The sequence below is a fragment of the Streptomyces sp. NPDC002125 genome (assembly GCF_053593715.1).
Genome location: NZ_JBSFDD010000005.1, coordinates 201,953 through 224,424, shown reverse-complemented (window position 1 = coordinate 224,424; position 22,472 = coordinate 201,953). Strand labels below are relative to the sequence as shown.

The following is a 22,472-nucleotide window of genomic DNA, read 5'->3' as shown; positions in this document are numbered from 1 at the left end:
GGGGCACCATGACCGACTGGATGCGCACCCACGACAACTACTTCGACCGGGCTGGCCGCGAGATCGACGAGAGCCTCTGGCTCGCACTGCAGGGCGCACCCCAGCGCACCGTCGTAGCCCGCACTAAGATCACCTCCACCGACGACCCGACCATCCGCCACGAGGTCTCCACCGTATGGCTGGGCTCCAACCACAACTACGGCTACGGCGACCCGCTCACCTTCGAGACCATGGTCTTCGGTGACGACGACGAGGAGTACAGCCAGCGCTACGCGACCGAGGAGGCCGCGAAGGTCGGACACGCGGAGACCGTCACCGTGGTCGCTGCAACCGTCCCGGACGCCCTGATCCGTGACTACGACGCCTAACCCCACGAACACTGAAGGCCACTACCCGGATTGGGTAGTGGCCTTCCTACGGGCGTACCCGTCAGATGACGGTGATTGTACAAAATCCTGATCACCTCCGCCACCACAACCAGGACACTGGACCCATGGCCACCGACCGGAACCAGCAGCAACTCGACCTCGACGAGACCACCACCGGTTACCGGCACCGGTACTGCCGACGCTGCGGCCGGCCCCTCACCGCCCAGGAGTCGCGCTTGCGCGGATACGGCGACCACTGCGACCCCACCCGACAACCCGCAGCCGCACCCGCCCGCGACATCGACCAGGACCCGCTCCCCGGCACCTGAACTCAGACCGGTGGCTCCAGCAGCGGCACAACGTCCACGGAACGGCGGATCTGCTCCATCGTCGTCGGCAACGGCTCCCACCCATACGAGCCGGCCATCACCCAGTTCAACGCCGTGATCCCCCGCGCATACCCCTGCCGCAGGCCCTGCGCCCTCAACGGCAACCCGGCCGGGCCCGCCTTCGACGGCACCAGCGACACCCACAACGCCGTCCTCTGCCCTGTCAACGGCACCTGGTCCACCAGCTGCTGCCGGACCTCCAGCCAACGCCGCACCGCCACCCGAGACCCCGGACGCAACTCGAACCACTCCACCTCCGGCACCGGCGGCAACGCATTCGCAGCCTCCAACACCCGGGCCTCCGTCACCTCCGACCGGTCATGACCCTGGCCGGCCAGAATCATCGACACCGTCCGCGGGTGCAGCCCCGTCATCGCCGCAACCTCCCCCGCCCGGTACTCATCCCGGCGCTGCGACCGCCGGCGAACCCCCACCGCCACCTCACCTGGTGCCAAATCCGCCAACGACTGTGCGGCCATCTCCCCCGACCGCGGTGCCGCATCCAACAGCACCGCAACCATCGCCAGCACCCGGGCCCGGTCCTCCACCGACAACGCCGTCCCATCCCGCACCAACGGGCCCCGGGCGGCCAGATCCACCATCCCCCGATACAGGGAGTCCAGCGCCCGACCGTCGACTGTCGGCTTCAGCTCCGGCACGTCCAGCTCCGGCAACCGCAGACGCTTTCCCCCTGGCGGCAGGACCCGCGCGGCAAGGTCCTCCAGGCAGCTCCGCACCACCCGCTGAGTCGCCAACGGCAGCGGCTTCCCCACATCCTTCTCCCAATGCCGCAGCTCACCGGCCACCGCCATCGCCCAGAACGGGCGCAAAGCAGCCCACGTAAACAGCTGCTCCGCCGTACGGGAGGAACGCTTCGGCATCTCGTCCCGGCCGACCGCCCGCCCGAACATGTCGACGACCATCCGCAGCTGCCGCATGCGGCCCTCGGACACCGAGCCCGCCATGGCGTCGACCACCGCGGCGAGCTGGCGTACCGATGGGGCGCTGTACTTCTTTGGGGTCACGTGGGCTCCTGGACTGGAGTGGCGGCCTTCTTCGCGATCCGGGACAGCGGGTTGCGGTCCCCGGTGCTGTCCTCCTCATCGATGTACCCGATCAGTGCCTTCGACCTGTCGTCCCACCCGCCGTGCCGGCCGATGTCGACGATGTCAGCCCCGGCAGCCCGCGCGCTCTTGACCAGCCCGCGGCGCAGCGAGTGCGACGTCCACTTCCCCGGCAGGCCGGTGCGGTGGATCGACCGACTGACGACGTCGGAGGCCCCGTTGATGCTGATCCGGCCGTCCGGGTCCCCGATCGGCTCACCTTTACGGGTCAGCTCGGCGCCTATGTATCCCCACTGGTCGATCCGCACGAACAGCGGCCCGCTGGTGTGCCCCTCGCGCGCGAGTGCTTCCACCAGGTCGCGTACAGCGGTGACGGTACACAGATCCCGGTCCGGCTCGGGCAGCACTTCTACGTTCTGCCACTTCTTCCGCTTCTTCCGGTACACCCGCACGGTGAACCCGCCGCCGGGCAGGTCGGTGAAGCTGCCCGGCCAGTTCAGCGGGGCGAGTTCGCTGCCACGGGAGGCGATGGCGTGCCCCAAGAGCATGAGGGCGGCGTCGCGCTTCCCTACGAGTGTGGTCCGGTCGAGGTGGGCCAGGGCTTCGGAGAGGACGGTTCGGTCGGCGGCTGTGGCCTTCTTCGGGGTGGCTGCGGGGTCCTGGGCTTCGGACAGTTCCTGCCGGTACCCGGCGACGACCTTGCGGGCCCCCATGGTGTCCGGCGGCTCGAACCCGGCGGCCCGATGCGAGGAGCGGATGGACGCGATGACCCGGTCCATCGTCGCCGGACCGTACGGCCGCCCGGTCCGCTCCCGGGGGGTGCGCTTCAGGTGCGACAGATAGGCGGTGACGGTCTGCGGTGCAGCAGGCAGGACCCGGCGGCCGACCTTGTCGCACCAGGCGGCGAACTGCTTCATGTCACCCTCGTACGCCCGGCTGGTGTCCCTGGGGATGCCCGCCCGCACGTCCGCCTCGGCCTCGGGCGGCAGCCACGCGTCGGGGTCCTCCTCGGCCAGCGGAACCGCCGGGGCCCGGTCCTCGGGGATCGCGGGGAGCAGGTCATCCTCGACCAACTCCCCGTCCACCACGTCGTCCTGCTCGCTCACGCGTGCGCGCCTGTCCACGGCAGAGCCAGGCCGTCGTTCTCCCGTCGGGGGACGATGTGGAAGTGGAGATGGAAGACGGTCTGCGTTGCCACGCTGCCTCGGGAGGTGATGACGTTGCACCATTGGGAGGCGGCAAGTTGAGCCGCGCGCTGCATCGTGGCGGCGCTGATGGCGGGGTCGTGGCCCACGTCGGCGACATGCACCTTGGGGATGACGAGCAGGTGTCCCTCGGTGACAGGGTTCAACGGAACGAACGCGAGCGCGTCGTTCCACTCGTGGAACACTTCTGCGGGCGCCTTTCCGGCGACGACGTCGCAGAACACGCATTCGGCCTTGGCGATCGGCGGCACGCTCATGAGGGTCTCCTCATCCGTCATGCGGGCCTCATGTGACCCGCCACAGGAGTCACACGCTATGGCTCCATAGAAGGAACATTATCTGGAGCGAGACGCGATGGTGCCCCTGCCTCAACCATCAGGCAGGGGCACCACTCGAACAGTGCGATTCTGCTGTGAGCGCGATCCTAAGCCTTGGTGCCGCCGCACCTAGGCCGGCGAGGAAGCTTCCACGGTGAGCGTCACGCCGCCGTCCGGCTCATCCTTCCAGCCGACCACGATGCCCTCCATCATCGTGTCGTCACCGAGCTGCCAGCGCATCGGCGATCCCATGACGTCCTCTCGGCTCATCTTGTCGTGGATCGTGGGCTTCAGCGGCACGGTGAAGCGGACGGGATCGCTCGGAGTGGAGTCAGCCACAAGTCCCCCTGCATAGGCTCTGATCAGATGCATGTGAGCTTATCGAGAACCAGAGCTGGCGATCCCTCCGCCGCGACCATGCGGAGGAAGCCTCCGGAACTTCGTCAGGAACGATCCTAAGGATCGGGCCGATTTCGCGACGGATGGTCAGGCGCGGATGCAGGGGCTACAGAGGACGCGGTTCAGCCCCTTGTCGCGTCCACAGATTCGACAGGCGCTCTCGACAGGATGGTCGGGGCAGAAGGGGCGCCCCTTCGAGTCCATCGACCACCCGGGGGCCAGGCGCCGAGGCGTTGACTTGGTGCAGTCGTCGACCTGACAGCGAATCTGTACGCGAGGGCGTCGACCGATCACGGGAAGATCCGGACCACGCCGCGGTGGTGCGCTTCCGTGGCGTCCGTGGTCGCGTCGTGCACGGGGGCACTGACCCCGTCGATCACGGCACGCCCCGGCGTGACCACCATCGCCACGTTCGGCACCGGCCCCTCGTACCCAGGAAGCATGACGGACCGAGCCGCTACGAAGTTGAACGACGGCATCTGCACGTTGATGCGCGACAGGCTCTCGGCCATGCCGCCCAGCGGGCCAGCCTTCAGCCGGAGCAGCCGGTCGGCGCACTCGCGGCAGGACGGCACCCCGTTCAACTCGCGGGAGCAGACGTACTGGCCTCCGCTCCGAGGGTGGGCGTGGTCCCGGTGACTGCAGCGCGGGCAGTCACTGCCGTGCCGGAGGGTCACCTGGCGCAGAGCGCGGTCAGCGTTCGGGTACGGACGGTGGCTCATCGCGACCTCCTGGTGGGCGTACTCCCGAGCGTAGCCACGAACCGGCGCGGCCATCCCCCTGGTGGCGTCACGGGTACAGCAGCCGGGACAGCGGGGCCGGCCGGGCGCCCGGTTCGTGCGGGCGCTCCGGCGGAGCGGGGTCGGGTGGTTCGCCGGGGCGTGCGGTGTCCGGGTCGGGGCTGGGCGCCTCGACCTCGCGGGGAGCCGGGTCGGTGCTCATGGCTGCCACTCGGCGGGGAGCTGGGCGTTGCAGTCCAGGCAGAGGTGCGCGACGAGCTCGCCGGTCGGCTCGGCGTGTACGGGCTCGGGGGTGAGGTGGTTGCACTCCCCCTTGATCCACTGATCGGGACTGCCGTACGTCCCGACCTCGATCCATTCCCAGCGGGGGTCGCGTTCGGTGCTCATGGTTCAAGGGTGCGCCCGGTGGGGCGAGTTGCTGCCCCGGGTCCGGGAGAGGGCTTGCGCTAGAACCTTACAGACCTTAAGGTTGTGTCATGGAGAAGTCCTACGGCATCGAAGCCGCACGAGCCCAACTCGGCGACATCGCCGACCATGCACGCTCCACCGGCCAAGTCATCAGCCTCACCCGACACGGACGACCCGTCGCCGCCATCGGACCCGTCGCTGCCATCAAGCCCCTCACCGGCGTCCAGGTCTGGCTGTACCTCGGCGACCAGGAAGCCATCAGCTACACCTTCCCCGGTGTCCCCCGCATCGGTGAGTCCATCCTCGTGGAAACCCCCGACGGCAACGAGAACTTCTGGGACGTCGTCAACGTGCAGTGGGACATCCGCCCCGACGAAGCCCCTGCCGTCAACGTGCTCGCCAACGAACCGACCAAGGAGGCCTGACCATGAACGACCGGCCCGAATCCCGACCGGGAGGCCACCCGCACCTGGACACGGTCCTGGCCCACGGCGAGAGCCCCCGCCACCTCCTGATGGACCACCTGTGCCGCCCGGCCCGCCTCGACCGAGCGCTCACCGAGACCTACGCGCGGCAGCTCATCAACGCCGTGATCGCCGAAGCGAACCGCCAGACCGAGCAGTGAGGACCGCGACCATGGAGTACATGCCGCCCGTCGGCGGAGCGAAGCAGGATCTCCCCGAGCTGACGGATCACTGCCGCCCAAGCGGCGAGCAGACCTTCGCGGAACACGACTACGCGCCGGAGGGCACGCCGCGGTGCCGTAGGTGTGCAGCCATCGAGCAGTAGCCGCACAGTGCGGTGACCCGACCAAGGCTCAGTTGGTCGGGTCACCGCCGTGTCAGCCTACGCGCTGCCGCCTGTCCGGTGAGGTGACCCGAGGATGTCAGCGCAGAGGGGGTGTGGCGCGGTCGGAGGGCTGAGCAAGATCACGTTATTAACGTCGCAAAACTATAGGACAAACCCCCTGGTCAGCCCTCCGTAGGAGGCTCCCCCGGATCACCGCCACCCTCCGGCGGCGGATACATGTACCCCTGCGCCAACGCGTCCACCTCCAGCACCAACCGGTACTGCGGGCCCGGGTCATACTCCGTCTCCCCGTCCCACAACAACGGCCCCAGCTTGATGACCATGTCGGCCGGGTCGGACGCGTTCACCGCGACATACGCCTTGGGCTCTGCCACAAGTCCTCCTAGAAGTAGCTGATGATGACGGCGATCCCGCCGCCGCCTGATCCGCCCGCACCGGACGTGTTGCCGTTCAGCGCAGCACCCCCGCCGCCTCCACCCCCGCCGTACCGAGAACCGGCCGCCCCGGACTGGGCCGCAGTCGTGACCGACGCGGCCCCAGCTCCCCCTCCGCCACCAGGAAACCCGGAGTTGGCGACAGCATCAGCAGGCGAGGTCGGCGGCGTACTGTCGACGGTTCCGCCCGCCCCAGAGACCACGGCCGCATTGGTTCCACCAGCGCCTCCGTTGCCAGGGGCGTTCCCTGCCGTGATGCCACCACCGGACCCGCCGGACGCCGCGCCGAGAACCCCGGGGTTGCCGTTCGTGCCGGCCGCCCCGGTCGTGGAGGCCGCGCCGCCGGTGGCGCCGAGCGTTGTGCCGGCTCCCGACGACCCTGCGGTGCCATTGGACGCTGTGCCGCCGCCGCCTCCGGTGGTCGTACCAACGCGGGCATACGAGCCGAAAGTAGTCGGGCCTCCAGGCCCGCCAGCGCTGCCGTTGGTGTCGTCGGTGGTGATCGCGGTGCCGCCGGCGCCTCCTCCTCCGACGGTGACTGGAACGGTGGAAGTGAGAAGAACGGCTTGGAGGGTGGCGTGGTACGCGGCACCGCCGCCTGCCCCTCCCCCGCCGCAGCGCACGGTGCCTGCTGCACCGCGACGCCCAGAGCCGCCACCGCCACCACCAGCGACTAGATGGACGAGTACGGTCCCGGCGCCGGCTGGCTTCGTCCACGTGCCGGACGTGGTGAAAACCTGCACGTCGGGTGGGGGCTGGTTGGTTCCCGCCGGGCCGGTGCTGCCGGTGGCGCCCTGGGGGCCCACTTCTCCAGTAAGGCCGGTTGGTCCCGTTGGCCCCTGCGGTCCGGTGTCGCCCTTCGGCCCTGCAGGGCCTTGAGGTCCCATGTTTCCGGTGTCGCCCTTGGCTCCGGCCGGGCCAGTTGCTCCGCTCGCCCCGATGGGCCCGGGATCCCCCTGGGGGCCGGGCAATCCCTGTGGCCCTTGCAGCCCCGCCGCTCCGTCACTTCCATCGGCTCCCGGGACGCCCTGCACGCCAGGGTCGCCTTGCGGTCCCTCCGCGCCAGGCGGCCCGGCCGGACCTTCAGGGCCCGGCACGTACACGATGGTGCTGCCGCCGGTGGGGGCGTCCCCCAGGTCGACGCGCAGGTCGCCCATCCAGTGCGGGCCGGGCGTCTCCGGGACCAGGATGTACGTCATGACGGGGGTGCCGTCGAGAGCCCGCCCCTCCTGGACCGCCCACACCGTGTCCCCCGCGGCGGCTGTGATCTCCGCGTTCGGGGTCAGCTCCGCAGACCATGTGCCGTCATTCTGCGGGGTAATGGGGACAGGGCGCACAATCTCGGCCTGGTCCCCAGCCACATAGCCGACAGCCCGGACCCCAGTGACGTCAACCAAGGTGATGGTCACCTCGGTACGCTGCGGGGCGCCGCCAATCTGCTTGCCCGTGACCGTCGTCATGGCGTCTCTCCCCTGCTGCCGGAACTGGCGGATGTCGTGTCGGTGCCGTCTTGCGTCTTGCGGGGGTGCTGGGCGGCCCACACCATCCACGTCCGCTGCGCAATAAGTCCCGCGACGAACATGAGCAAAGCCGTGCGGGCGTAGCGCAGGACTGTGGCCGGGGCGCCGTCCAGACCGGTGATCGTGACGACGATCGTGTACAAGCCGAGCAGCCCGATCGCCCCGGTAAACAGCATCAGATGCCAGCCCATGGCGGTCCTCCGCCACGGGGCGAGCACGTGGTACGTAGCGATGAACACGGCCGCGAAGAGGGCGACCAGACCACTGGCCGCCAGGTTCAAGATCTGCGCGATGCTCACGCCGATCTCCCCTCAATGGATGCGCGGAACCGCGCTGCGAAATGGTTCTCCTGCCGGATACGCCTCAGCGCACCGGCGGCCTCGGACACGGCGGGCTGCCGGTCCTCGGCCTCTTGGCGGTCTGCCTTCGCCCGTCGCAGCGCGGACTCGGCAGCCTCTTGTCCGTCAGGTGAGGTGGACGGCCAGCGCAATCGGCTCAGCCATTTCAGGGTCACCGGGCGTCCACCTCCGTATCCTCTTCAAGCCCCATACGCGGCAGCGCCTGCAGCGCGTGCGCTGACGTACGGGACAGCTCCAGTAGTTCCTGGGTCTGGGCCCGCTCCGATGTTCGCGCAGCTTCGGACACGGTGTGGGCCTCCCTCCAGGTATCGCGCTCTTTCAGCAGGTCGTCATAGGTCCGTCGCGGCACCAGCTTCCCGGTCAGGACCATGAGGACGACGAGGGTGAGGAGAGCGACGGCGCCCCCCTGGGTGATGTTGATCCCCATCAGTTCAGAGGGCACGGGTCATCTCCTCTCGGTAATCGCACGCTCAGGTACTCAGCGCGGCAGGGTTGCCTTGACAGCGGACGCCGGGACGGGTGCCACGATCTGGGTGCGGTCCCACATCGCGACGACCGCGGCAGCCACGGACAGGACGACGGCCTGCTGCTCCGCAGACCAGTCAAAACCGAAGCCGACGGCCAGGGCGACCGCAGCCTGTATGAAACCGACGAGGGCGGCGCCGACACCGTCGGACGCCATGACGGCGAGGGCCAGGCCGACCGCGGCAGCGGCGACGGCGTTGATGACGGCCTGCTGCTCGCTGGACACGTCGACACCGAACGCGGCGACGAGCTTGACGATGACCGCGACAAGGCCGAGCAGTGCGGCCGGCTCTCTTCCGAGGATCTTCACAGGGTTCTCCTTGCAGGGGTGGGTGGATCGGTGGTCAGGAGTTGGGGACGCGCAGCTTCGCCCAGGACGTCGCACCAGGGATGCCATTGGCGTCGGAGCCCGTGTAGCCGAGCTTCTGCTGCCACGCCTTGTACGAAGCGCGGTCGGCGTTCGTCCAGTTCGGACCGGGACCCGACTTGTACTTCCCGCACCCTTCGGCGACGAGGCGGCGCCCCATGGCGGTGATGACCGAGCTGTGGCGGCCGCCGTGGAAGAACGAGGCGCCGGGGAACGGCTCCAGAGGCTGGGACGTGACCGCGGCCGGGATGTCCTTGCCGGTGCCCTTGACGAGGTACTCCCACGTCGTTGCGCCGGGGATGCCGTCGGCGTCGGACCCGGACCAGCCCTGCGCCTTCTGGAATGCCTTCGTCGCAGCCTTGTCGGCGTTGCCCCACTTCGGGCCGGGACCGACCGAGTAGAACCGCTTTCCGCCCCGCTTGACGAGCATCTGACCCAGGCGGGTCACGTACTCGTTGTTCGCCCCAGAACCGAACTTCGAGGCGCCGGGGAACGCGTCCTTGCCCGTGGGCTTCACCGGTGTCTCGGGGGTCGACGAGCCGCCACCGCTGTCCGAACCGCCGGACGCCTTGCCAGGAACGATGCTGATGTCGATCGCGCCCGGATCCCAGTGATCGTTTCCGGGGACCTGGGAGTGCCCGTAGTGGCCGCCCTTCGACTGCCACGTGGTGCGGTTTCGGTTGGTTGCCGCGGCGGCGGTCGCTGCGGGCTTTCCGGCCGGCCAGGTGTCGGGGACTCCGTGCGCGCGCATGGCGGCGATGAGCTTGCGGTAGTTCGGTTTCTTCGCCGGGTCGAAGTTCTTCGTCCACGGCGACCTGGCGCGGCCGAGGACCTCGACCTGAATGTTGACCTTGCCCTCGCGGTTCGTACGGCGGGAGCCGTCGTTGCGCAGGGCGCGCCCGGACTTGGTGAGCGGGCCGAGCTGGACGAGCCCGTCGGTGACCGGGTCGTAGACGACCTGCGGTTCGGCGCCCACCCGGATCAGGTAGGCGGAGATCGACGTCAGGTACGAGCCACCGGCCGGGGACTCCGTGGTGTGCCAGGTGACCCGCGGCGGGTTGCCCGGGGTATCCATGGCGCCACCGATCGCCTGGCCGCCCATCTTCGTGGCGCCAGAGATGTAGGCGGGCCCGGCCGCGCCGCGCGGCAGGTTCTCGAGGACGCCTTCCTTCGCGTCAGCGTCGGGCTCGAACACCCTGTACTCGGCGGCGTCCTTGGGGACGTACACGTCGAGGTCGCCGTCGTCGCGCAGGACCATGAACACCCCGGCGAGGCGGGGGTGCTCGAGAACGTGACGCTCGGAGTCGTCAAGGGCTGCGATGGCGCGGACCTCATCGGCGTGGGCCTGGTCGCAGGTCCCGTAGTAGGTGGTCGTGGGCTCGGAGGTGTCGGGGTCGATGTGGTCGACCGCGACGTGGAAGGAGGTCACAGGACGACTCCGTCTTTTCGGGGCTGAATGATGTCGATCTCGCTGCGGAGCGCGAGATAGGTGGAAAGGCGGAGCCGGCCGTCGCCGTGGTCTCCCCAAGCGCTTCCCCATGACTGTCGAAAGCGCAGGATGGTGTGCTCGTAGTCGATGGCACCGTCGTTCATGGCGATGTCGTCGAGCGCGGTGACGCAGACCTCGTGGCCGCCTTCGAGCGGGGAGTCCGCCCAGGCGGGGTCGGCGTCGATGAAGCCGTCCGCATTCGGCTCGGACATGGCGGAGTGCCAGGGCATCCCCATGAGGACCGGACCAGTCTGGAGGAGGGTGCAGAGTTGGGCGCCGGTGGTGGCGTGCCCGTACTGGTCGATGAGACCCCGGTTGCGCATCGCCTTGGCGACGCCGAGGCCGGACGAGCCGACGTCCTGGGTGGGCCAGGACGCTTCGTCCCACTGGTCGCAGGAAGTCGCGTCCGCGTACAGGCCGATCGCGAAATGCTGCGCCTGGGAGGCGTCAGCCAGGTTGAGGGCGGCGGCGAGTGCCTGTTCAGGGGTGAGGAGGATGGACAGGAGGGTGGTGGCAGCGTTACCGGTGCAGGAACCCAGGGCGTCAACGTCCTCGTCGAGGCCGTATGCCTGAGCGGTGCTGATGCCCTGGGCGATGAGCCCGGTCTGGTCGAGGACGGGGATGCGGGGTTCCCACGCGGTGGCACGCAGCGGCTGCCCGTCGTACGGCCTGCGGTAGGCGAGGCTGCGCGGGTCGAGGACCTGGTGCCGGCCGAGGGTCGGCTTGACCTCGTACGTGCGGATCGTGAGATCGGTGGGCACTCGCCCGTGCTCCTGCACTCCCCGCGCCCAGAGCTGATGGCTGATCTGCTGTGCCGGCCGGGGCCGGGTGGCAGTCCCTCGGGGGTGGTGCAGGGGCGGAGGGTCGCCCGTTGATCTCAGGGTATGGGGTCGGGCTCGGGTTGCTGCCCCTGCTCGGCCTCATCCGAGCCTGGAGTTTCGGGTGGGTCGTCCTGCGGGGAAGGTCCGTCGCCAGCTGGTTCCTGTGGTTGTGCTTCCTGGACGACGGTCAGTACCTCGGCGAGCGGGCCGCTGGGTTCCCAGGCCAGCGCTCGGGCGATCTTGTCTGCCGGGTACAGGGCCTTGAGGCGCGCCTCGACTGCCTCGCCGATCGCGGCGACGTCCTCGTCTTCCAGCGTGTTGCACATGTCGATGGACAGGGGCAGCGCGAGGTAGGTGTCGGCACCGTTGACTCGCCAGCTCATAACGGCTGGGGCGTTGTAGGAAACCTGGATGGGGGGTGGATCGGAGATGGGCATGCGGGTTGCTTCCGTCAGACTTCGCGGTACCAGCCCTGAATGGTCAGGGTGCTGGTATTGGACAGGTTGGAGCCTCGGTACTGAATGTCACTGGCGCTTCGCAGTTGGTCAATTTCGTTGCCGCTGCCAGTGGGGTTGATGTTGGCGATGCCTGTTCCGCCGGTTGCCGCGTTGCCGCCTGCGGCGATCCCTCCGGCGTACAGGGGCAGGTATTGGCGGATGTCGGCGGACCCTCGGTAGGGGGTGGAGGGCAGGGTGACGGTGATGCCGGTGTTGCCTGATCCGGCGGCGGAGCATGCGATGTAGATGTGGACGTATACGAGCTTGCCGATCTTGTAGTAGTGGCCGGTGCGGGTGGCGTAGGTGGCGCTGCCGCCGTTGTTGACGGTGGGCGTGTAGCTGGTGAACGTCGTATTGGCAACGGCCAGCTGGTCGGCGCTGACGGTTCCTGCCGCAGTCACGTCTCCTGCTGCTGACACGGCGAGGCGGTCGACGGCATTCAGTTGGAGCCGGAAGAGGGGCCCGCTGTGTCCGGTTGAGGCGTTGACGTACATCGGGGACAGTGCGGTCGCTGGGGATCGCACCTCGAGGGCTTCGATGTAGCACGTGGCACGCCCGGTACCCAGGCTGAGCTCTGCGCTTTTGGGAGTGGTGGCCCCGTCCTGGGCGAAGAGCGTGAGTTTGGACTGTCCGGCTGCGTCGATGGCGGTGGCGCCGTCGATGTAGACGTCGCCGATGCTTGTGCTGCCGGACGGGTTGAGTGCGTCGAGGACGAAGCGGCCTGCGGTCACGCCCGGGTTCGGGGGGATGAGGCCGAGCGTGGAACGGATCTGTCGCCCCAGGGAGTCCACTGCTGTGGACTGCGACGCCATGATCGTTGACGGGACGCCCCCGGTGACGCCCGTGTTCAGGAGGCCGGGTCCGAGCTCTGATGCGGCACCGGAGTACAGCAGGATCGAGGATCGGTGGGCCAGAGGGGACGGCGGGTCAGGGGTGAGGACGACGCGTTCACCGCTCGTCCCGGTGCGGATCTCGCTACCGGTGACGGTCGCACCGACAATGTCACCACCGGTGATCGTCTTGCCGGTGATCGCGTCAGCCTTGAGGGCGGTGGCGTCCACGGATCCGGCGGCGAGCTTCGCCGTCGTCACGGCGTTGGCGTACACCTTCGGGGTGGTGACGGCGCCGTCGCCGATCATCGTCTCGGTGATCTCCCCGATGCCGATCTCCCCCGCCACCGGCTTCGGGGCGTACGGGCCGACCTCCGCCGTGGCCAGGGAAGCAGACCCGGAGGTGTTGCGGGCCAGGAGCTGTACGTACAGGGGTACGGCGGAGGGAATGTAGACGATGCCGCCCTGCGCTGTCTCGATAGTGGCCTTGAGGGTGTCAGCGGTGGCGGTGAACGCGGCGGTGGGCGAGGCGTGAACTTCGACCCGCGCCCAGTCCATGGGAATGACCACCCCGTTGGCGAACGTCCCGTCCCACCCGGCCGCGATGCCGCCGACGGCTGGGGCTACTGAGGGCGTGGCGGGCGCGGGCGGCGGCCCCCCGTTGACGATGTTCACGGCGGTGGTGCCGTCACCCTGCTGCCCCAGGATGCCGCGCAGGGACCCGCTACCGTCACGGACCTCGAGCGCTGTGTCGTCGAGGGACGCGGAGGACAGGCGCGATGCCCGCTTGAGCCGCTCCACGTCCTTCTGGAGCTGGGCAATGGCTTTGCCGACGTCGGTCATGTGACGCCTCCGTACTGGTACGACGCGGACGGCTTGAGGCTGATAACCGCCTGGGGGCCGCCGGTGGCATGGGGGCGGACATTCCAGCCGGTGATACGGCACCAGCCGGTGTACGAGGTCCAGGCGTTGTGGACGCGGGTGTAAACGTCGTCGCCAACCTGCCACGAACCGAACGGGGCCGCCGAGGTGTTCCTGATGGTGATCTGGGAGACGGTGCCAAGGGTCTGCCGCCAGGCACGCTCGGCGGCGGCCCGGGTGGCGAGGATGTCCGTGCCGGTGATGTCGGGCAGGTCCAGGGTGTGCTCCAGGCGCAGCCGCCCGTTGCGCACGGCGTTGATACTGCGGCGCTTCGCGGACCCGTCGCCGGCCCCGTTCGCAATGACGACCTGGGCGTACTCGTCGGCGGCGAGCTCGACCTCGGGGGGCTCGATGATGTTCTCCCCGGACGCGAAGCTGATGTCTGTGCGGCGGGCGCCGAGGCGCGGCCAGCCGAGCCGGATGCGCTTCACGGGGGTGGTCTTCGCGGCGTTCCATGACGTGGCACACGTGTAGTCGGGGGTTGCGTCCCCGGACACCAGGTCGTCGACGGCGTCACCCAGCACGGGGAGCTCCCACCACAGGGACTTGTGGGGTTCGGCGGGGGTTCCGACGGTGGACGTGGACGTGGTGGCGTCCACGGTCACACCGAGGTTCCCGTCGGTGACGGACTGGGCGTAGGCCCAGATGTCGCGGAGGACCTTGCACCGGTCCTCGTACGTGTACGGGCCCCGCCCGCCGTAGTTCCCGTCGATGTCGTGGCGCTTCTGCAGGTACGACGACCAGCCGGCGGCCTCGATGGTGAGGGTGTTGTCCTGGGAGCGGATGTCCCAGACGAGACCGCCCCATCGCAGCTGGCCGGCGGACTCCACGTAGATGCACGTGGTGCCCGGGTCCAGGAGTGAGGGGTTCTGCGATAGGAGGCGCGGTGCGAGTTTCCCGGTGAGGGACCCTGGCCCGTTCAGCTCGTCTCCGTACTCGACGTCGGTGAGCGGCAGGGCCGTGGACAGCCACTCCCCCGTCAGGGCGTGCTGGGTGAGGACCCGGTCCGGGACGGGGGCGGTCACCGCGGCGCCTCGAAGAACTCGATGTCGGCGATCAGGGTGCTGCTGGCGTCGACCGTGACGGCGCCGGTGTTGCCGGTGGTGCCGGTGGCCTGTGGGCGCAGGAGTTGGGTGGTGCCGCGGTAGGCGTCCGGGATGGTGAGGGTGTCGGCGACGACGGCGACCTGCCGGCGAATCGCGGTTTGGTTGTCGTCGAGGATGACCTGCTGCAGCGTCAGGGAAGCGCCGAACGTTGCCCGCAGGGCGCCGATGAACTGGGCGGTGGTGTATTTGATCTGGGCGATATCGATGCGGATGCGGGCGGTTGAAGCCCAGGTGGGGATGGCAATGTTCCAACCTGCGGCGGTCGAGAATGTTTGCCACACGCCGTTGCTGTTCGTGATGCTGGTGGCCTGAGAAGCCGGGAACTGGGTGAGAAGCTGGCGGTCGCGGCGGGGGTTCGCGATCGTCCGGATGTCCTTGATCATGGCGTTGGTGATCGTGGACGTGGACGCCGGAATGTCGATCCGGGCCAGCGGAATCCCGGTGCGCCCGTCAGGGATCGTCGTAGCGGACGAGGAGACGTTCGAGATGACCTGGAAGTACGCGACTTCACCGGTGACGGGGCTGATGCTGCCCTCATACTCAGGGTCCTCGACGCGCAGGATCACCATGTCGGAGCGTCCCGCGCCGCCGGTGGCAGCAATGGGAACGCTGACCGCGCCAATGTTGCAAGCGCTGTATGTGCCCTGGAATGCGTTGACGCGACCGCGTACGACTCCCGACCCGTCACCGACCTGGACGCTCGTGCCGGGGGTGCTGAGCTGGGTGACCTTCAGGTCGGTGCCTTGCGTGATGCCCTCGGCGCCGCGGGCCAGGTCGCGGACGAGCATGCGGAACTGCTGGGCGGGGTGCGTGGCGCCGTCGGTGAGGATCGGCCGGGGGAACAGTGCCATTGCGGCGTCTCCTTCAGAGGGCGGTGTAGGCGTCGCGCCAGGTCAGGCGCATGCGGGCGGTGTTGGTGTTGTCGAATCCGGTCCATCGCATCTCGGATTGGCCGGGGGGCAGGGAGAACAGGTCGATGCGGGAGGCTGGGGCGAGGAGGGTGGAGGCGTTGCCGCCGTTCTCCCGAGTGACGGTGCGGTAGCCGGGCCGGGTGTCGATTTCGATCCACTGGCCGGCCGTGAGATTCAGCGTCGGGAAGGAGAGCTGTCGGCCGGACTCGGCGTGGGTGATGGTGACGGTGGCGACCGGGCCCGTGATGCGGATGACCGGCCACGCGTCCCCAGTGCCGGCGTTGGTGGCCCAGCCGGGTCGGTCGGCGGCCACCGTCCCGGACTGCACGTAGATCGGCGCGATGACGGGTGCCGCGAACCCCCCGCCGGTCAGCCAGCCGAGCGGGATCTCGGTGGTGGTGTCCTCGTCGGCGTAGAAGGTCGGGTCGGTGGCGGTGAACTCGAGGTCGAGGGGTACGTAGCCGTGGATGACCTGCGCGTACTCCGGGTCGACCTTGCGTAGCCGGCCGTTGAGGACCTTGATCGGGCGCCCGGGTCGCTTCATCCGCAGCGGCATCGTGACTCCACCGGCAAGGCGGACTGCCGAGTCGTCGGCGGCGGCCTGCAAGGCGTCGACTACGTCATGGCAGGCGGCCGGGTCGCCAGGAATCCGGACCGCGGCATCGAACTGGACCTGCCGGGAGGCGTAGTAGTCGGGGCCGGCGAACACTCCATCCATGCCGGGCTGGTCGGTGTCGTTGTCGCGGACCGGGGGTCGGCCCAGGCCGGTCGTCTCCAGCACCTGGACGGGCGTACCGGCGCCCATGAGGACGCCCCCGAGTTCGTACTGCCAGTCCGTGAGCTCAAGCGGCGGCACGGGCATTCACCCCTCCCCTGCGGGCGCGGCGCACGCTGCGTCCGACCTGTGTGCCGATGTCGGAGGCGGACGCCCCGGTGCGTACGGCGGTGACGGACACGTGGGTGTCGCCGCCCTCGCGGACGATGTAGACGGGCCGGGTGGCGGCCATGTCGGTGAGCCCGACCCCGAACCTGCTGGCGACGTCGCGCAGGACGTTCGTGGCCTGCCGGCGCTTGTTCGCCCCGAGGGGGATGAAGGCCTCCCCGCCGGTAGACGGCTCAGCGAAGGTGACGGCGCCGGCAGTGGTGGAGTAGATGCCCTCCCGGATCCCGCCGTTCGCGTACGACATGCCCTTGTTCGCGCGGGCCAGGTCAGTGATGAACTTCGTGGCCCGGGACCCGAGACTGCCCTTGATCTGGTTGAGAGCCTTGTTGGCGGTGGCGATGATCTCGTCCTCGCCCAGCCCAGTGGTGCCAGCAACATCGTGGATGCCGGTCTTGTTCGTCTTGATCGCGGCGATGACGGCGACGAGCTGTTCGACCTGCTCGTTCGTCAGCGCGTTGTTCGCCTTCTGCGCAGCCGTGTTCGCCGCGCCCGCCTTCTTGTTGTCGCCGACAGCCGCCGCGGCAAGCTCCATCGCCGCCTGATCGCCCTGCGCGGCGAGCTGCTTCGCGAGGTCGCCGTAGCCCTTGCCCGCGAGGAGCGCGAGGTTCTTCGCGAAGGTGCTATCCGCAGCAGTGGCCTTGGTGAGCTGCCGGGTGTAGTCCGTCAGCGATGCCTTCGCCTCCGCGGCCAGACCGCGCAAGGCCTTCGCCATCTCGTTGATGTACTTCGTGGAGCCGTTCGCCATCTTCTTGGTGAGGGCGACACCGTCCTTGCCCATCGCGGCGAGCGCTTCGGCGACATCACCGCCGACCCGGTCGGCGACCTTCTCGAGGTCCTTGTTCCACGCCGTGGTCGCCTTGCTGTTCTTCTTCAGCTGCGTCTCGACGGCCTTGAGGTCGAAGTACTTGACCTCCTTCGTCTTACCGCCCTTGACCTTCACTTTCTTGGTCTTGTTGCCTGCGGCCCCGGCGTCGTTCGGGGAGTACAGGGACCCGGACTGCGGGTCGTATCGCCAGTCGGTGACACCCCCGTCGGCGTTCCACTGGATCATCGACGGGTCGCCGCCGAGACGCCGCACTGTCTCCTCGGTGATGGCACGGGACCGGGTGCGCTTCGACGGGTGGAGGGGCACGTACGACTCCCCGCCGGTCTCGTCCTCCGCGAAAACCCGCCACGTGCCGGCCTTCGCGATGTGGGCGACGTGCCCGTTCTTCGTGTCGGGGCTGGTGCTGCCACCCTGCGCGAAGTGATGGGCGCCGCGGATGCCTCCGCGGGCGTAGTAGTCGACGACCCCACCGTTGGCCTGGGCGAGCTGCGTGCCGTGCGACCCGGAGCGGCGGGCCTCCTGAGCTGCCCCCGAACCCGTGATCCGGTAGTGGGTCGTGATCGTGATGGTCTTGTCGCTGAGACTGTCCCGGGCGCTCTTGACCGCCTGCAGACCGGACAGGGCGCTGCCGGTACGGGCGGTAACAACGACCTGCCCGTTCGGGAGCGTCTCCGTCTGGTAGCCGAGCGAATTCAGCATCTGCTTCGCTTCGGTGGTCAGGGCGTTGACCGTGACCGATTTGGCGTTCGGGGTTTCCTTGATCTTGGCGATGACCTGGTCGAGGCCCGCGATGGCGTCCTCGCTGCGCATGCTGATGTCGGTGGTGACCTCAGACGGCATGGTGAGGTACGTCGCGACGAGAGCCTGGGCCTGCTCTTTGGTGCGGCCAGCGGCCATGGCGCCCTTGATCAGCTCATCGTGGCCCCGGGCGTAGATCCCGTTGACCGTTTCCCATGAGGCTCCGGAATCGCGGGCGGCGGTCGCAGCTTCCTCGGTCTTTGCCGCGAGTTCCTGAAGAGCTGCGGCAGCGTCCCGGGCGCCCTGCTTGTTCAGGTCGAGTTCGTTGCCGCTGCCCTTGAGAGCGCCCGCGTTCTTCGCGATGACCTTCGCGGTGTCGTCGATGGCCTGCTCGAAGCCGATCATGCCGCCCAATGCGGCACGGTTCACCTCATTCAGGGCGACGATCGCCTGGCGCAGCCCATCAGCAGAGGACTTCTGGGCATCCAGCTTCTCCTTCGTTGCGATGGCCTGCTCCCCGAAGAGGCCCATGCCCGAAGCCGCGAGCTGCTGTTCTGCTGCCGCCGCAGCCAATGCGTCGTTGTACTGGGGAAAGAGTTCGGCGATCTCCTTCGTGGAGTGGCCAGCCTTCTTCGCCGCCTTCTCGATCAGCGCGAAGTCGCTCGCGGCTTGGTCGCCGTAGCCGTTGCTGACCATGCCGGCCATGGCCTCGTCGAGGCCCTTGAAGTCGTCCTCCAGGGCGCTGAGGGACTTCTCGCCGTCGGTGAGGTCCGACCACAGGTCGTGGGCGCCGCGGCGCAGGTCATCGAGGGGGCCAATGCCGCTGTTCCCGAACGATTTGACGTACTCCTCGGACTCCTTCGCGGCGTCGCCGAGCTCCCCCATCTTCTGCACGACGCCGTCGATGTCGCCGAACGTGGTCTTCAGCTCGCCCGTGAACTTCCCGGACTCGGCGAGTTCCTTCAGCGAGGTGGTGAGCCGGTCAACGTCCGGGGGCGCGCCGCGGGCTTCCTCGGCAAGCTTGCTGATGCCGACGGCCGCGACGGCGAGTACTCCTAGGCCGACGGAGGCTTTGGCCACCGTGGACATGGATGCTGCGGTCGCCCGGAGGGTGGTGGGTACTCCAGCGGCGCGCATGATGGCGAAGTACGCGCCAAGGCGGGCAACCGCTGCACCACCGGTGACGGCACTGAGGGCTGCTGCGCCGAGGGTGATGAGCTTGAGGCCAGCGTAGAGCTGGATCATCGTCGACAGCAGGCTGGTCGGGATCGCGTTGACGAGCTGCGCGAAGGCATTGACGACGGTCAAGACGCTGACGCCGACGTCGGACATGGCGACAAGCAGGTGCGTAACCGAGGTGGCCAGGTTGCCGAGGGTGTCGCCGACGAGCGGAGCGTTCTCCTCCGCGTAGTCGAGGAATTCGCGCAGGTCCCCGCCGATCTCGCCCGTGTCCAGGGCCTGCGTGAACCGAACCAGGAGGTTCGTGCCGTGGGCCAGGGACTCGGTCGCGAACTGGGCGAACGACGTCATGAACCGCTCGAAGTCGTCGGTGCGCATCCCGCCCGCGGCAACGTCCATGAAGTGGTCGAGCTCCGCCGAAGCGCCCTTTACCAGTGGCCTCAGAGAGGGCAGGCCCGCGGCGAACAGCTGCAGCGACTTTGTGACGACGGGCATGGTGTCGTCGGAAAGGGCGTCCGACCACTCCTTGTACTCGTCCTTGAGTGCGGCCAGGGCTGCGGCGGACTCGCGGGACGCGGGGGTCATTTCGGCAAGGAGCTGCTGGTACTCCACCTCGGCCTTCGCCGCTTCGGCGGACGCGGCCCCGTGCTGGCGGACGGCCTTGTCGTACTTCTCCTCGGCCTCCGCCGCTTCGGTGAGGGCCATGATCTGCCCGCCGATCGCAATCCCGAAAGCGCCAACGGCTGCACCTGCCGCACCGAGGCCGGCTGCAATGGGGACGGCGGCGGCTGCGATCGGGATGAGGGCGGTTCCCAAGCCGACTGCGGCCAGGATGAGGTTCTTCGTGCCGGCGGAGGCGCTGTTCGCGGACGCCCCAGTGGTGCCCAGCGTGCCGCGGAGCCCGTTCAGGTTTCTGTTGACGCGGGTGAGGGTGCCGTCCAGGTCGCCGAGGTCGCCGCGCAGGGTACGCGTGTGTCCGGACAGGGTGGCCAGACGCCCAGTCGCCGCGTGGGCGCCGTCGCCCAGGAGGACGAGGTTGGTGGCAGCCGTGCGGGCCTGGTCGCCGAGCTCGTCCAAGGCGGATGCGGCGGCAAGGGCGCGAGCCCGGAGTGTCAGCAGGACGCGGGACAGGCTGCGGGCGGCGTCCACTGTGGCCCGCAGGGCAGATGCCGCCCCGGCTGCGGTTCCCGTGAGGGAACTGAGCGCTCCGTCGGCCCGGTCGGCGTTGTCGCGCAGGTCTCGCATTGCCGCTGCTGTCGCGGCGAGCTGGGCGGTGTCACCGTCGAAGTCGACGCGGATCCGGACAGGGGACAGGGCCTGGATTTCGGCGAGGGCCGCGCGAAGGGCGGCCCGGCCGGTGGCTGTGTCGTCGTCGAGTCGGGCGGTGATGCGTACGTCCCGGATGGCGCCCTGGAGGCGCCTCTCGGCAAGGGCCGCGGCTGATGCCAGGCTGCGGAACTCTCCGGCGGCGTCACGGACCTGTCGGGCCGTCTGGGCGAGTTGGGTGCGGGCACGCCCGGAAGCGGTGCCGAGGCCGCGGACGGAGTTCTGGGCGGTGCGGGCGGCCCCGTCGAGGCCAGTGATGTTCCGCTGAGCGTCGCGGGCGGCGTCGGCAAGGTCCCGGGCATGTCCGGCGCTGGTGCGCAGGGTGCGGGCCAGGTTGGCGCCCTGACCGCGCAGTGACACATCCAGGTTCCAGTTGGCCACCAGCCTGCCCTCCCTCTCGTCTCGTTCTCAGCCGCGCCGGCGGCGGTTCGCTTGCTCTTCTCGTTCGACCTCGAGGGCCGCTGCGTGTGCTGCGGGGATCAGCGCGACCTTCACGCCGTGCACGTTGTCGCCGCGGTCGCGGGCCAGCTCCTGCTGCTTGTCGGCGAGGACCTGGCAGCCGACGCAGAGCTGGACGGTGACCGCGTAGGCGTCCTCGCCGTCGCCGCCTTGGTCCCAGTCGTCGTGCCGGGTCTGGCACTGGGGGCAGACGGTGGCGAGGTACGCCTGGTAGGCGAGGGCCTTTGCCCGGTCGCGTGCCGTCCAGGTGCCGTCCCCGGCGCCCCGGAATTTGCTGTGGGGGATGCCCCACCGGTCGCACAGGGCGAGCTCGTTGCGGAAGACTTCATCGGCAATCAGCCTTTTCCCAGGTCCATGCGCTCCGTGCGCTGCACCCCGAACGCGGTGTTGAGGAGCCTCTCTCCTTCGGCCGGGCCCCAGTCGTCGAGATACCCGGCGGCATCTTCCTCGGTGATCCCGTCCAGGGAAGAAGCGGCGATGAGGACAGGCCCGAGGGTGTCGACGTTGAATTCATAGCCCTCCTCGGCCTGCTCCTCCGTCGGGGGGTGCGCGGCGAGGAGCGCCTTGTACGTCTTTCGGTCCAGAGCCTGGAAGCGAAGCTCGATCGACGCGGCTTCGAGAGTCGCCTGAGCGTCGGCAAGTGCTGTGGCGGCCTTCCGGCAGGCGGCCTTTGCGGCGCCGTCCTCAGGGGTGCGTTCGACCGCATCCTTGGTCAGCTGTTCGTTGACGCGGGCGGCGTTGACAGCTTGCTTGGCGGCGTCGTCGTCGCAGATCGTCAGCTTGAGCACCGGGCGGGTGCGGGCCCGAAGGCGTTCCCGGGTCGCGGCCCAGTGCGCGTCCTGCGCCACGGCGGCGGCCGGCGGGACGGGTGCGGCGGTCTTTCGTGCGGTCATGAGGTGGGTCCTCCGTCAGGGGAAGGGGACCCGGCCGGGCACCATACGGCGCCCCTTCCCGAACACTGTCGGGCCCGGCCGGGAGCTGCGAGGGGGGTGGGTCAGGCGGCCGGAACGGTGGCGTTCGTCAGCGGGCGGTCCGTGATGGAGAAGCGGACGGTGAGCTTCGCGGCCTCGTTGTCGGCGGTGACCGTGCTCGAGTTCGACGCGACACGCACCGGGTACACATCCAGGCCCTTGGTGCCGGATGCCTTGCCCTTGCGGGCGATCAGAACGAACCCGGTGGTGCCCTTGGCGAGGTCGGTCTCGATCGTGTCGGTGGTGTCGTCCTCGTAGAACGTCAGCGAGGAGTCTTCGGCCGAGTCGTCGCCGGGGATCTTCGACACGAACGTGGAGTCCATGTCGGGGGTCTCGATCTCCTGGTTGGAGATGGAGAAGCCTTCGACGGCGGCGATCTGCTTGGTGTAGTCGGTGGCGCCTGTGATCTCGGCGAGCGTCGGCGTGTAGTCGGCAGCGGCGATCGTCTCAGCGAAGAGGATCTTTGTGACGCCCTTGCGGTTGAACCTGGCCATGGTGGTGGACCCCTGTCCTCACATGTGGTGTGGGTGCGGCCACCTGCGTGGTGGCG

At 68.9% G+C, this 22,472-nt stretch carries 27 protein-coding genes; 4 read left to right on the top strand and 23 right to left on the bottom strand.

The features are described 5' to 3' along the window. Positions 1-8 precede the first annotated feature (8 nt). Positions 9-368: a hypothetical protein gene (locus ACWCQM_RS11505; protein ID WP_450915081.1), complete on the top strand. Its 360-nt coding sequence runs from the start codon at positions 9-11 to the stop codon at positions 366-368. 125 nt (positions 369-493) lie between these two features. After that, positions 494-697 carry a DUF6011 domain-containing protein gene (locus ACWCQM_RS11500; RefSeq protein WP_450915080.1) on the top strand — a complete coding sequence of 68 codons (204 nt, stop codon included), beginning with the start codon at positions 494-496 and terminating at the stop codon, positions 695-697. Positions 698-699: 2 nt separating this feature from the next. Here the strand turns inward: ACWCQM_RS11500 and ACWCQM_RS11495 are convergent, their stop codons facing one another. The 7 genes from ACWCQM_RS11495 to ACWCQM_RS11465 form a co-directional block, all read right to left on the bottom strand. Then, complete coding sequence (locus ACWCQM_RS11495; RefSeq protein ID WP_450915079.1) at positions 700-1,782, bottom strand: hypothetical protein; 1,083 nt, start codon at positions 1,780-1,782, stop codon at positions 700-702. Then, complete coding sequence (locus tag ACWCQM_RS11490; RefSeq protein WP_450915078.1) at positions 1,779-2,927, bottom strand: integrase; 1,149 nt, start codon at positions 2,925-2,927, stop codon at positions 1,779-1,781. Before ACWCQM_RS11490 ends, ACWCQM_RS11495 begins: the two co-directional genes overlap by 4 nt. Next, positions 2,924-3,304 carry an HIT family protein gene (locus ACWCQM_RS11485; protein WP_450915077.1) on the bottom strand — a complete coding sequence of 127 codons (381 nt, stop codon included), beginning with the start codon at positions 3,302-3,304 and terminating at the stop codon, positions 2,924-2,926. The genes ACWCQM_RS11490 and ACWCQM_RS11485 overlap by 4 nt, the downstream gene beginning before the upstream one ends. Positions 3,305-3,472: 168 nt before the next feature. Further along, complete coding sequence (locus ACWCQM_RS11480; RefSeq protein ID WP_450915076.1) at positions 3,473-3,682, bottom strand: hypothetical protein; 210 nt, start codon at positions 3,680-3,682, stop codon at positions 3,473-3,475. 350 nt (positions 3,683-4,032) lie between these two features. Then, positions 4,033-4,464 carry a hypothetical protein gene (locus ACWCQM_RS11475; RefSeq protein WP_450915075.1) on the bottom strand — a complete coding sequence of 144 codons (432 nt, stop codon included), beginning with the start codon at positions 4,462-4,464 and terminating at the stop codon, positions 4,033-4,035. 67 nt (positions 4,465-4,531) lie between these two features. Then, positions 4,532-4,684, bottom strand: coding sequence for a hypothetical protein (locus tag ACWCQM_RS11470; RefSeq protein WP_450915074.1), 153 nt, complete (start codon positions 4,682-4,684; stop codon positions 4,532-4,534). Further along, entirely contained in the window at positions 4,681-4,869 is a 189-nt protein-coding gene (locus ACWCQM_RS11465; RefSeq protein WP_450915073.1) for a hypothetical protein, read from the bottom strand. The genes ACWCQM_RS11470 and ACWCQM_RS11465 overlap by 4 nt, the downstream gene beginning before the upstream one ends. 89 nt (positions 4,870-4,958) lie before the next feature. Between ACWCQM_RS11465 and ACWCQM_RS11460 the strand changes: the two genes are divergently transcribed. Both ACWCQM_RS11460 and ACWCQM_RS11455 read left to right on the top strand, forming a co-directional pair. Continuing rightward, a complete protein-coding gene (locus ACWCQM_RS11460; RefSeq protein WP_450915072.1) occupies positions 4,959-5,315 on the top strand; it encodes a type II toxin-antitoxin system Phd/YefM family antitoxin in 357 nt (118 codons plus the stop codon). A gap of 2 nt (positions 5,316-5,317) precedes the next feature. Further along, positions 5,318-5,515, top strand: coding sequence for a hypothetical protein (locus ACWCQM_RS11455; protein WP_450915071.1), 198 nt, complete (start codon positions 5,318-5,320; stop codon positions 5,513-5,515). Between the two features lie 346 nt (positions 5,516-5,861). On the opposite strand, the gene ACWCQM_RS11450 is transcribed toward ACWCQM_RS11455, so the two are convergent. The 16 genes from ACWCQM_RS11450 to ACWCQM_RS11375 form a co-directional block, all read right to left on the bottom strand. Beyond that, positions 5,862-6,074, bottom strand: coding sequence for a hypothetical protein (locus ACWCQM_RS11450; protein ID WP_450915070.1), 213 nt, complete (start codon positions 6,072-6,074; stop codon positions 5,862-5,864). 8 nt (positions 6,075-6,082) lie between these two features. Then, complete coding sequence (locus ACWCQM_RS11445; protein ID WP_450915267.1) at positions 6,083-7,021, bottom strand: glycine-rich domain-containing protein; 939 nt, start codon at positions 7,019-7,021, stop codon at positions 6,083-6,085. A gap of 569 nt (positions 7,022-7,590) precedes the next feature. After that, positions 7,591-7,953 (bottom strand): putative phage holin, encoded by a 363-nt coding sequence (locus ACWCQM_RS11440; RefSeq protein ID WP_450915069.1) that lies wholly within the window; start codon positions 7,951-7,953, stop codon positions 7,591-7,593. Continuing rightward, positions 7,950-8,168, bottom strand: coding sequence for a DUF7620 family protein (locus ACWCQM_RS11435; protein WP_450915068.1), 219 nt, complete (start codon positions 8,166-8,168; stop codon positions 7,950-7,952). The genes ACWCQM_RS11440 and ACWCQM_RS11435 overlap by 4 nt, the downstream gene beginning before the upstream one ends. Continuing rightward, positions 8,165-8,455 carry a hypothetical protein gene (locus ACWCQM_RS11430; protein WP_450915067.1) on the bottom strand — a complete coding sequence of 97 codons (291 nt, stop codon included), beginning with the start codon at positions 8,453-8,455 and terminating at the stop codon, positions 8,165-8,167. The genes ACWCQM_RS11435 and ACWCQM_RS11430 overlap by 4 nt, the downstream gene beginning before the upstream one ends. A gap of 36 nt (positions 8,456-8,491) precedes the next feature. Then, positions 8,492-8,848, bottom strand: coding sequence for a hypothetical protein (locus tag ACWCQM_RS11425; protein WP_450915066.1), 357 nt, complete (start codon positions 8,846-8,848; stop codon positions 8,492-8,494). A gap of 34 nt (positions 8,849-8,882) precedes the next feature. Continuing rightward, positions 8,883-10,334, bottom strand: a complete 1,452-nt coding sequence (locus ACWCQM_RS11420) for a peptidoglycan-binding protein (RefSeq protein ID WP_450915065.1) — start codon at positions 10,332-10,334, stop codon at positions 8,883-8,885. After that, positions 10,331-11,155 (bottom strand): hypothetical protein, encoded by an 825-nt coding sequence (locus tag ACWCQM_RS11415; protein ID WP_450915064.1) that lies wholly within the window; start codon positions 11,153-11,155, stop codon positions 10,331-10,333. The genes ACWCQM_RS11420 and ACWCQM_RS11415 overlap by 4 nt, the downstream gene beginning before the upstream one ends. Before the next feature lie 116 nt (positions 11,156-11,271). After that, positions 11,272-11,598, bottom strand: a complete 327-nt coding sequence (locus ACWCQM_RS11410) for a hypothetical protein (RefSeq protein ID WP_450915063.1) — start codon at positions 11,596-11,598, stop codon at positions 11,272-11,274. 68 nt (positions 11,599-11,666) lie between these two features. Next, positions 11,667-13,385, bottom strand: a complete 1,719-nt coding sequence (locus ACWCQM_RS11405) for a hypothetical protein (RefSeq protein WP_450915062.1) — start codon at positions 13,383-13,385, stop codon at positions 11,667-11,669. After that, a complete protein-coding gene (locus ACWCQM_RS11400; RefSeq protein WP_450915061.1) occupies positions 13,382-14,488 on the bottom strand; it encodes a hypothetical protein in 1,107 nt (368 codons plus the stop codon). The genes ACWCQM_RS11405 and ACWCQM_RS11400 overlap by 4 nt, the downstream gene beginning before the upstream one ends. Continuing rightward, a complete protein-coding gene (locus ACWCQM_RS11395) occupies positions 14,485-15,420 on the bottom strand; it encodes a hypothetical protein (RefSeq protein WP_450915060.1) in 936 nt (311 codons plus the stop codon). Before ACWCQM_RS11395 ends, ACWCQM_RS11400 begins: the two co-directional genes overlap by 4 nt. A 13-nt stretch (positions 15,421-15,433) precedes the next feature. Next, positions 15,434-16,342, bottom strand: coding sequence for a hypothetical protein (locus tag ACWCQM_RS11390; RefSeq protein WP_450915059.1), 909 nt, complete (start codon positions 16,340-16,342; stop codon positions 15,434-15,436). Beyond that, on the bottom strand, positions 16,323-20,873 hold the full coding sequence (locus ACWCQM_RS11385; RefSeq protein ID WP_450915058.1) for a hypothetical protein: 4,551 nt from the start codon (positions 20,871-20,873) through the stop codon (positions 16,323-16,325). Before ACWCQM_RS11385 ends, ACWCQM_RS11390 begins: the two co-directional genes overlap by 20 nt. 413 nt (positions 20,874-21,286) lie before the next feature. After that, positions 21,287-21,844 (bottom strand): hypothetical protein, encoded by a 558-nt coding sequence (locus ACWCQM_RS11380; RefSeq protein WP_450915057.1) that lies wholly within the window; start codon positions 21,842-21,844, stop codon positions 21,287-21,289. 101 nt (positions 21,845-21,945) lie between these two features. After that, complete coding sequence (locus ACWCQM_RS11375; protein WP_450915056.1) at positions 21,946-22,416, bottom strand: phage tail tube protein; 471 nt, start codon at positions 22,414-22,416, stop codon at positions 21,946-21,948. Positions 22,417-22,472: the final 56 nt, after the last annotated feature.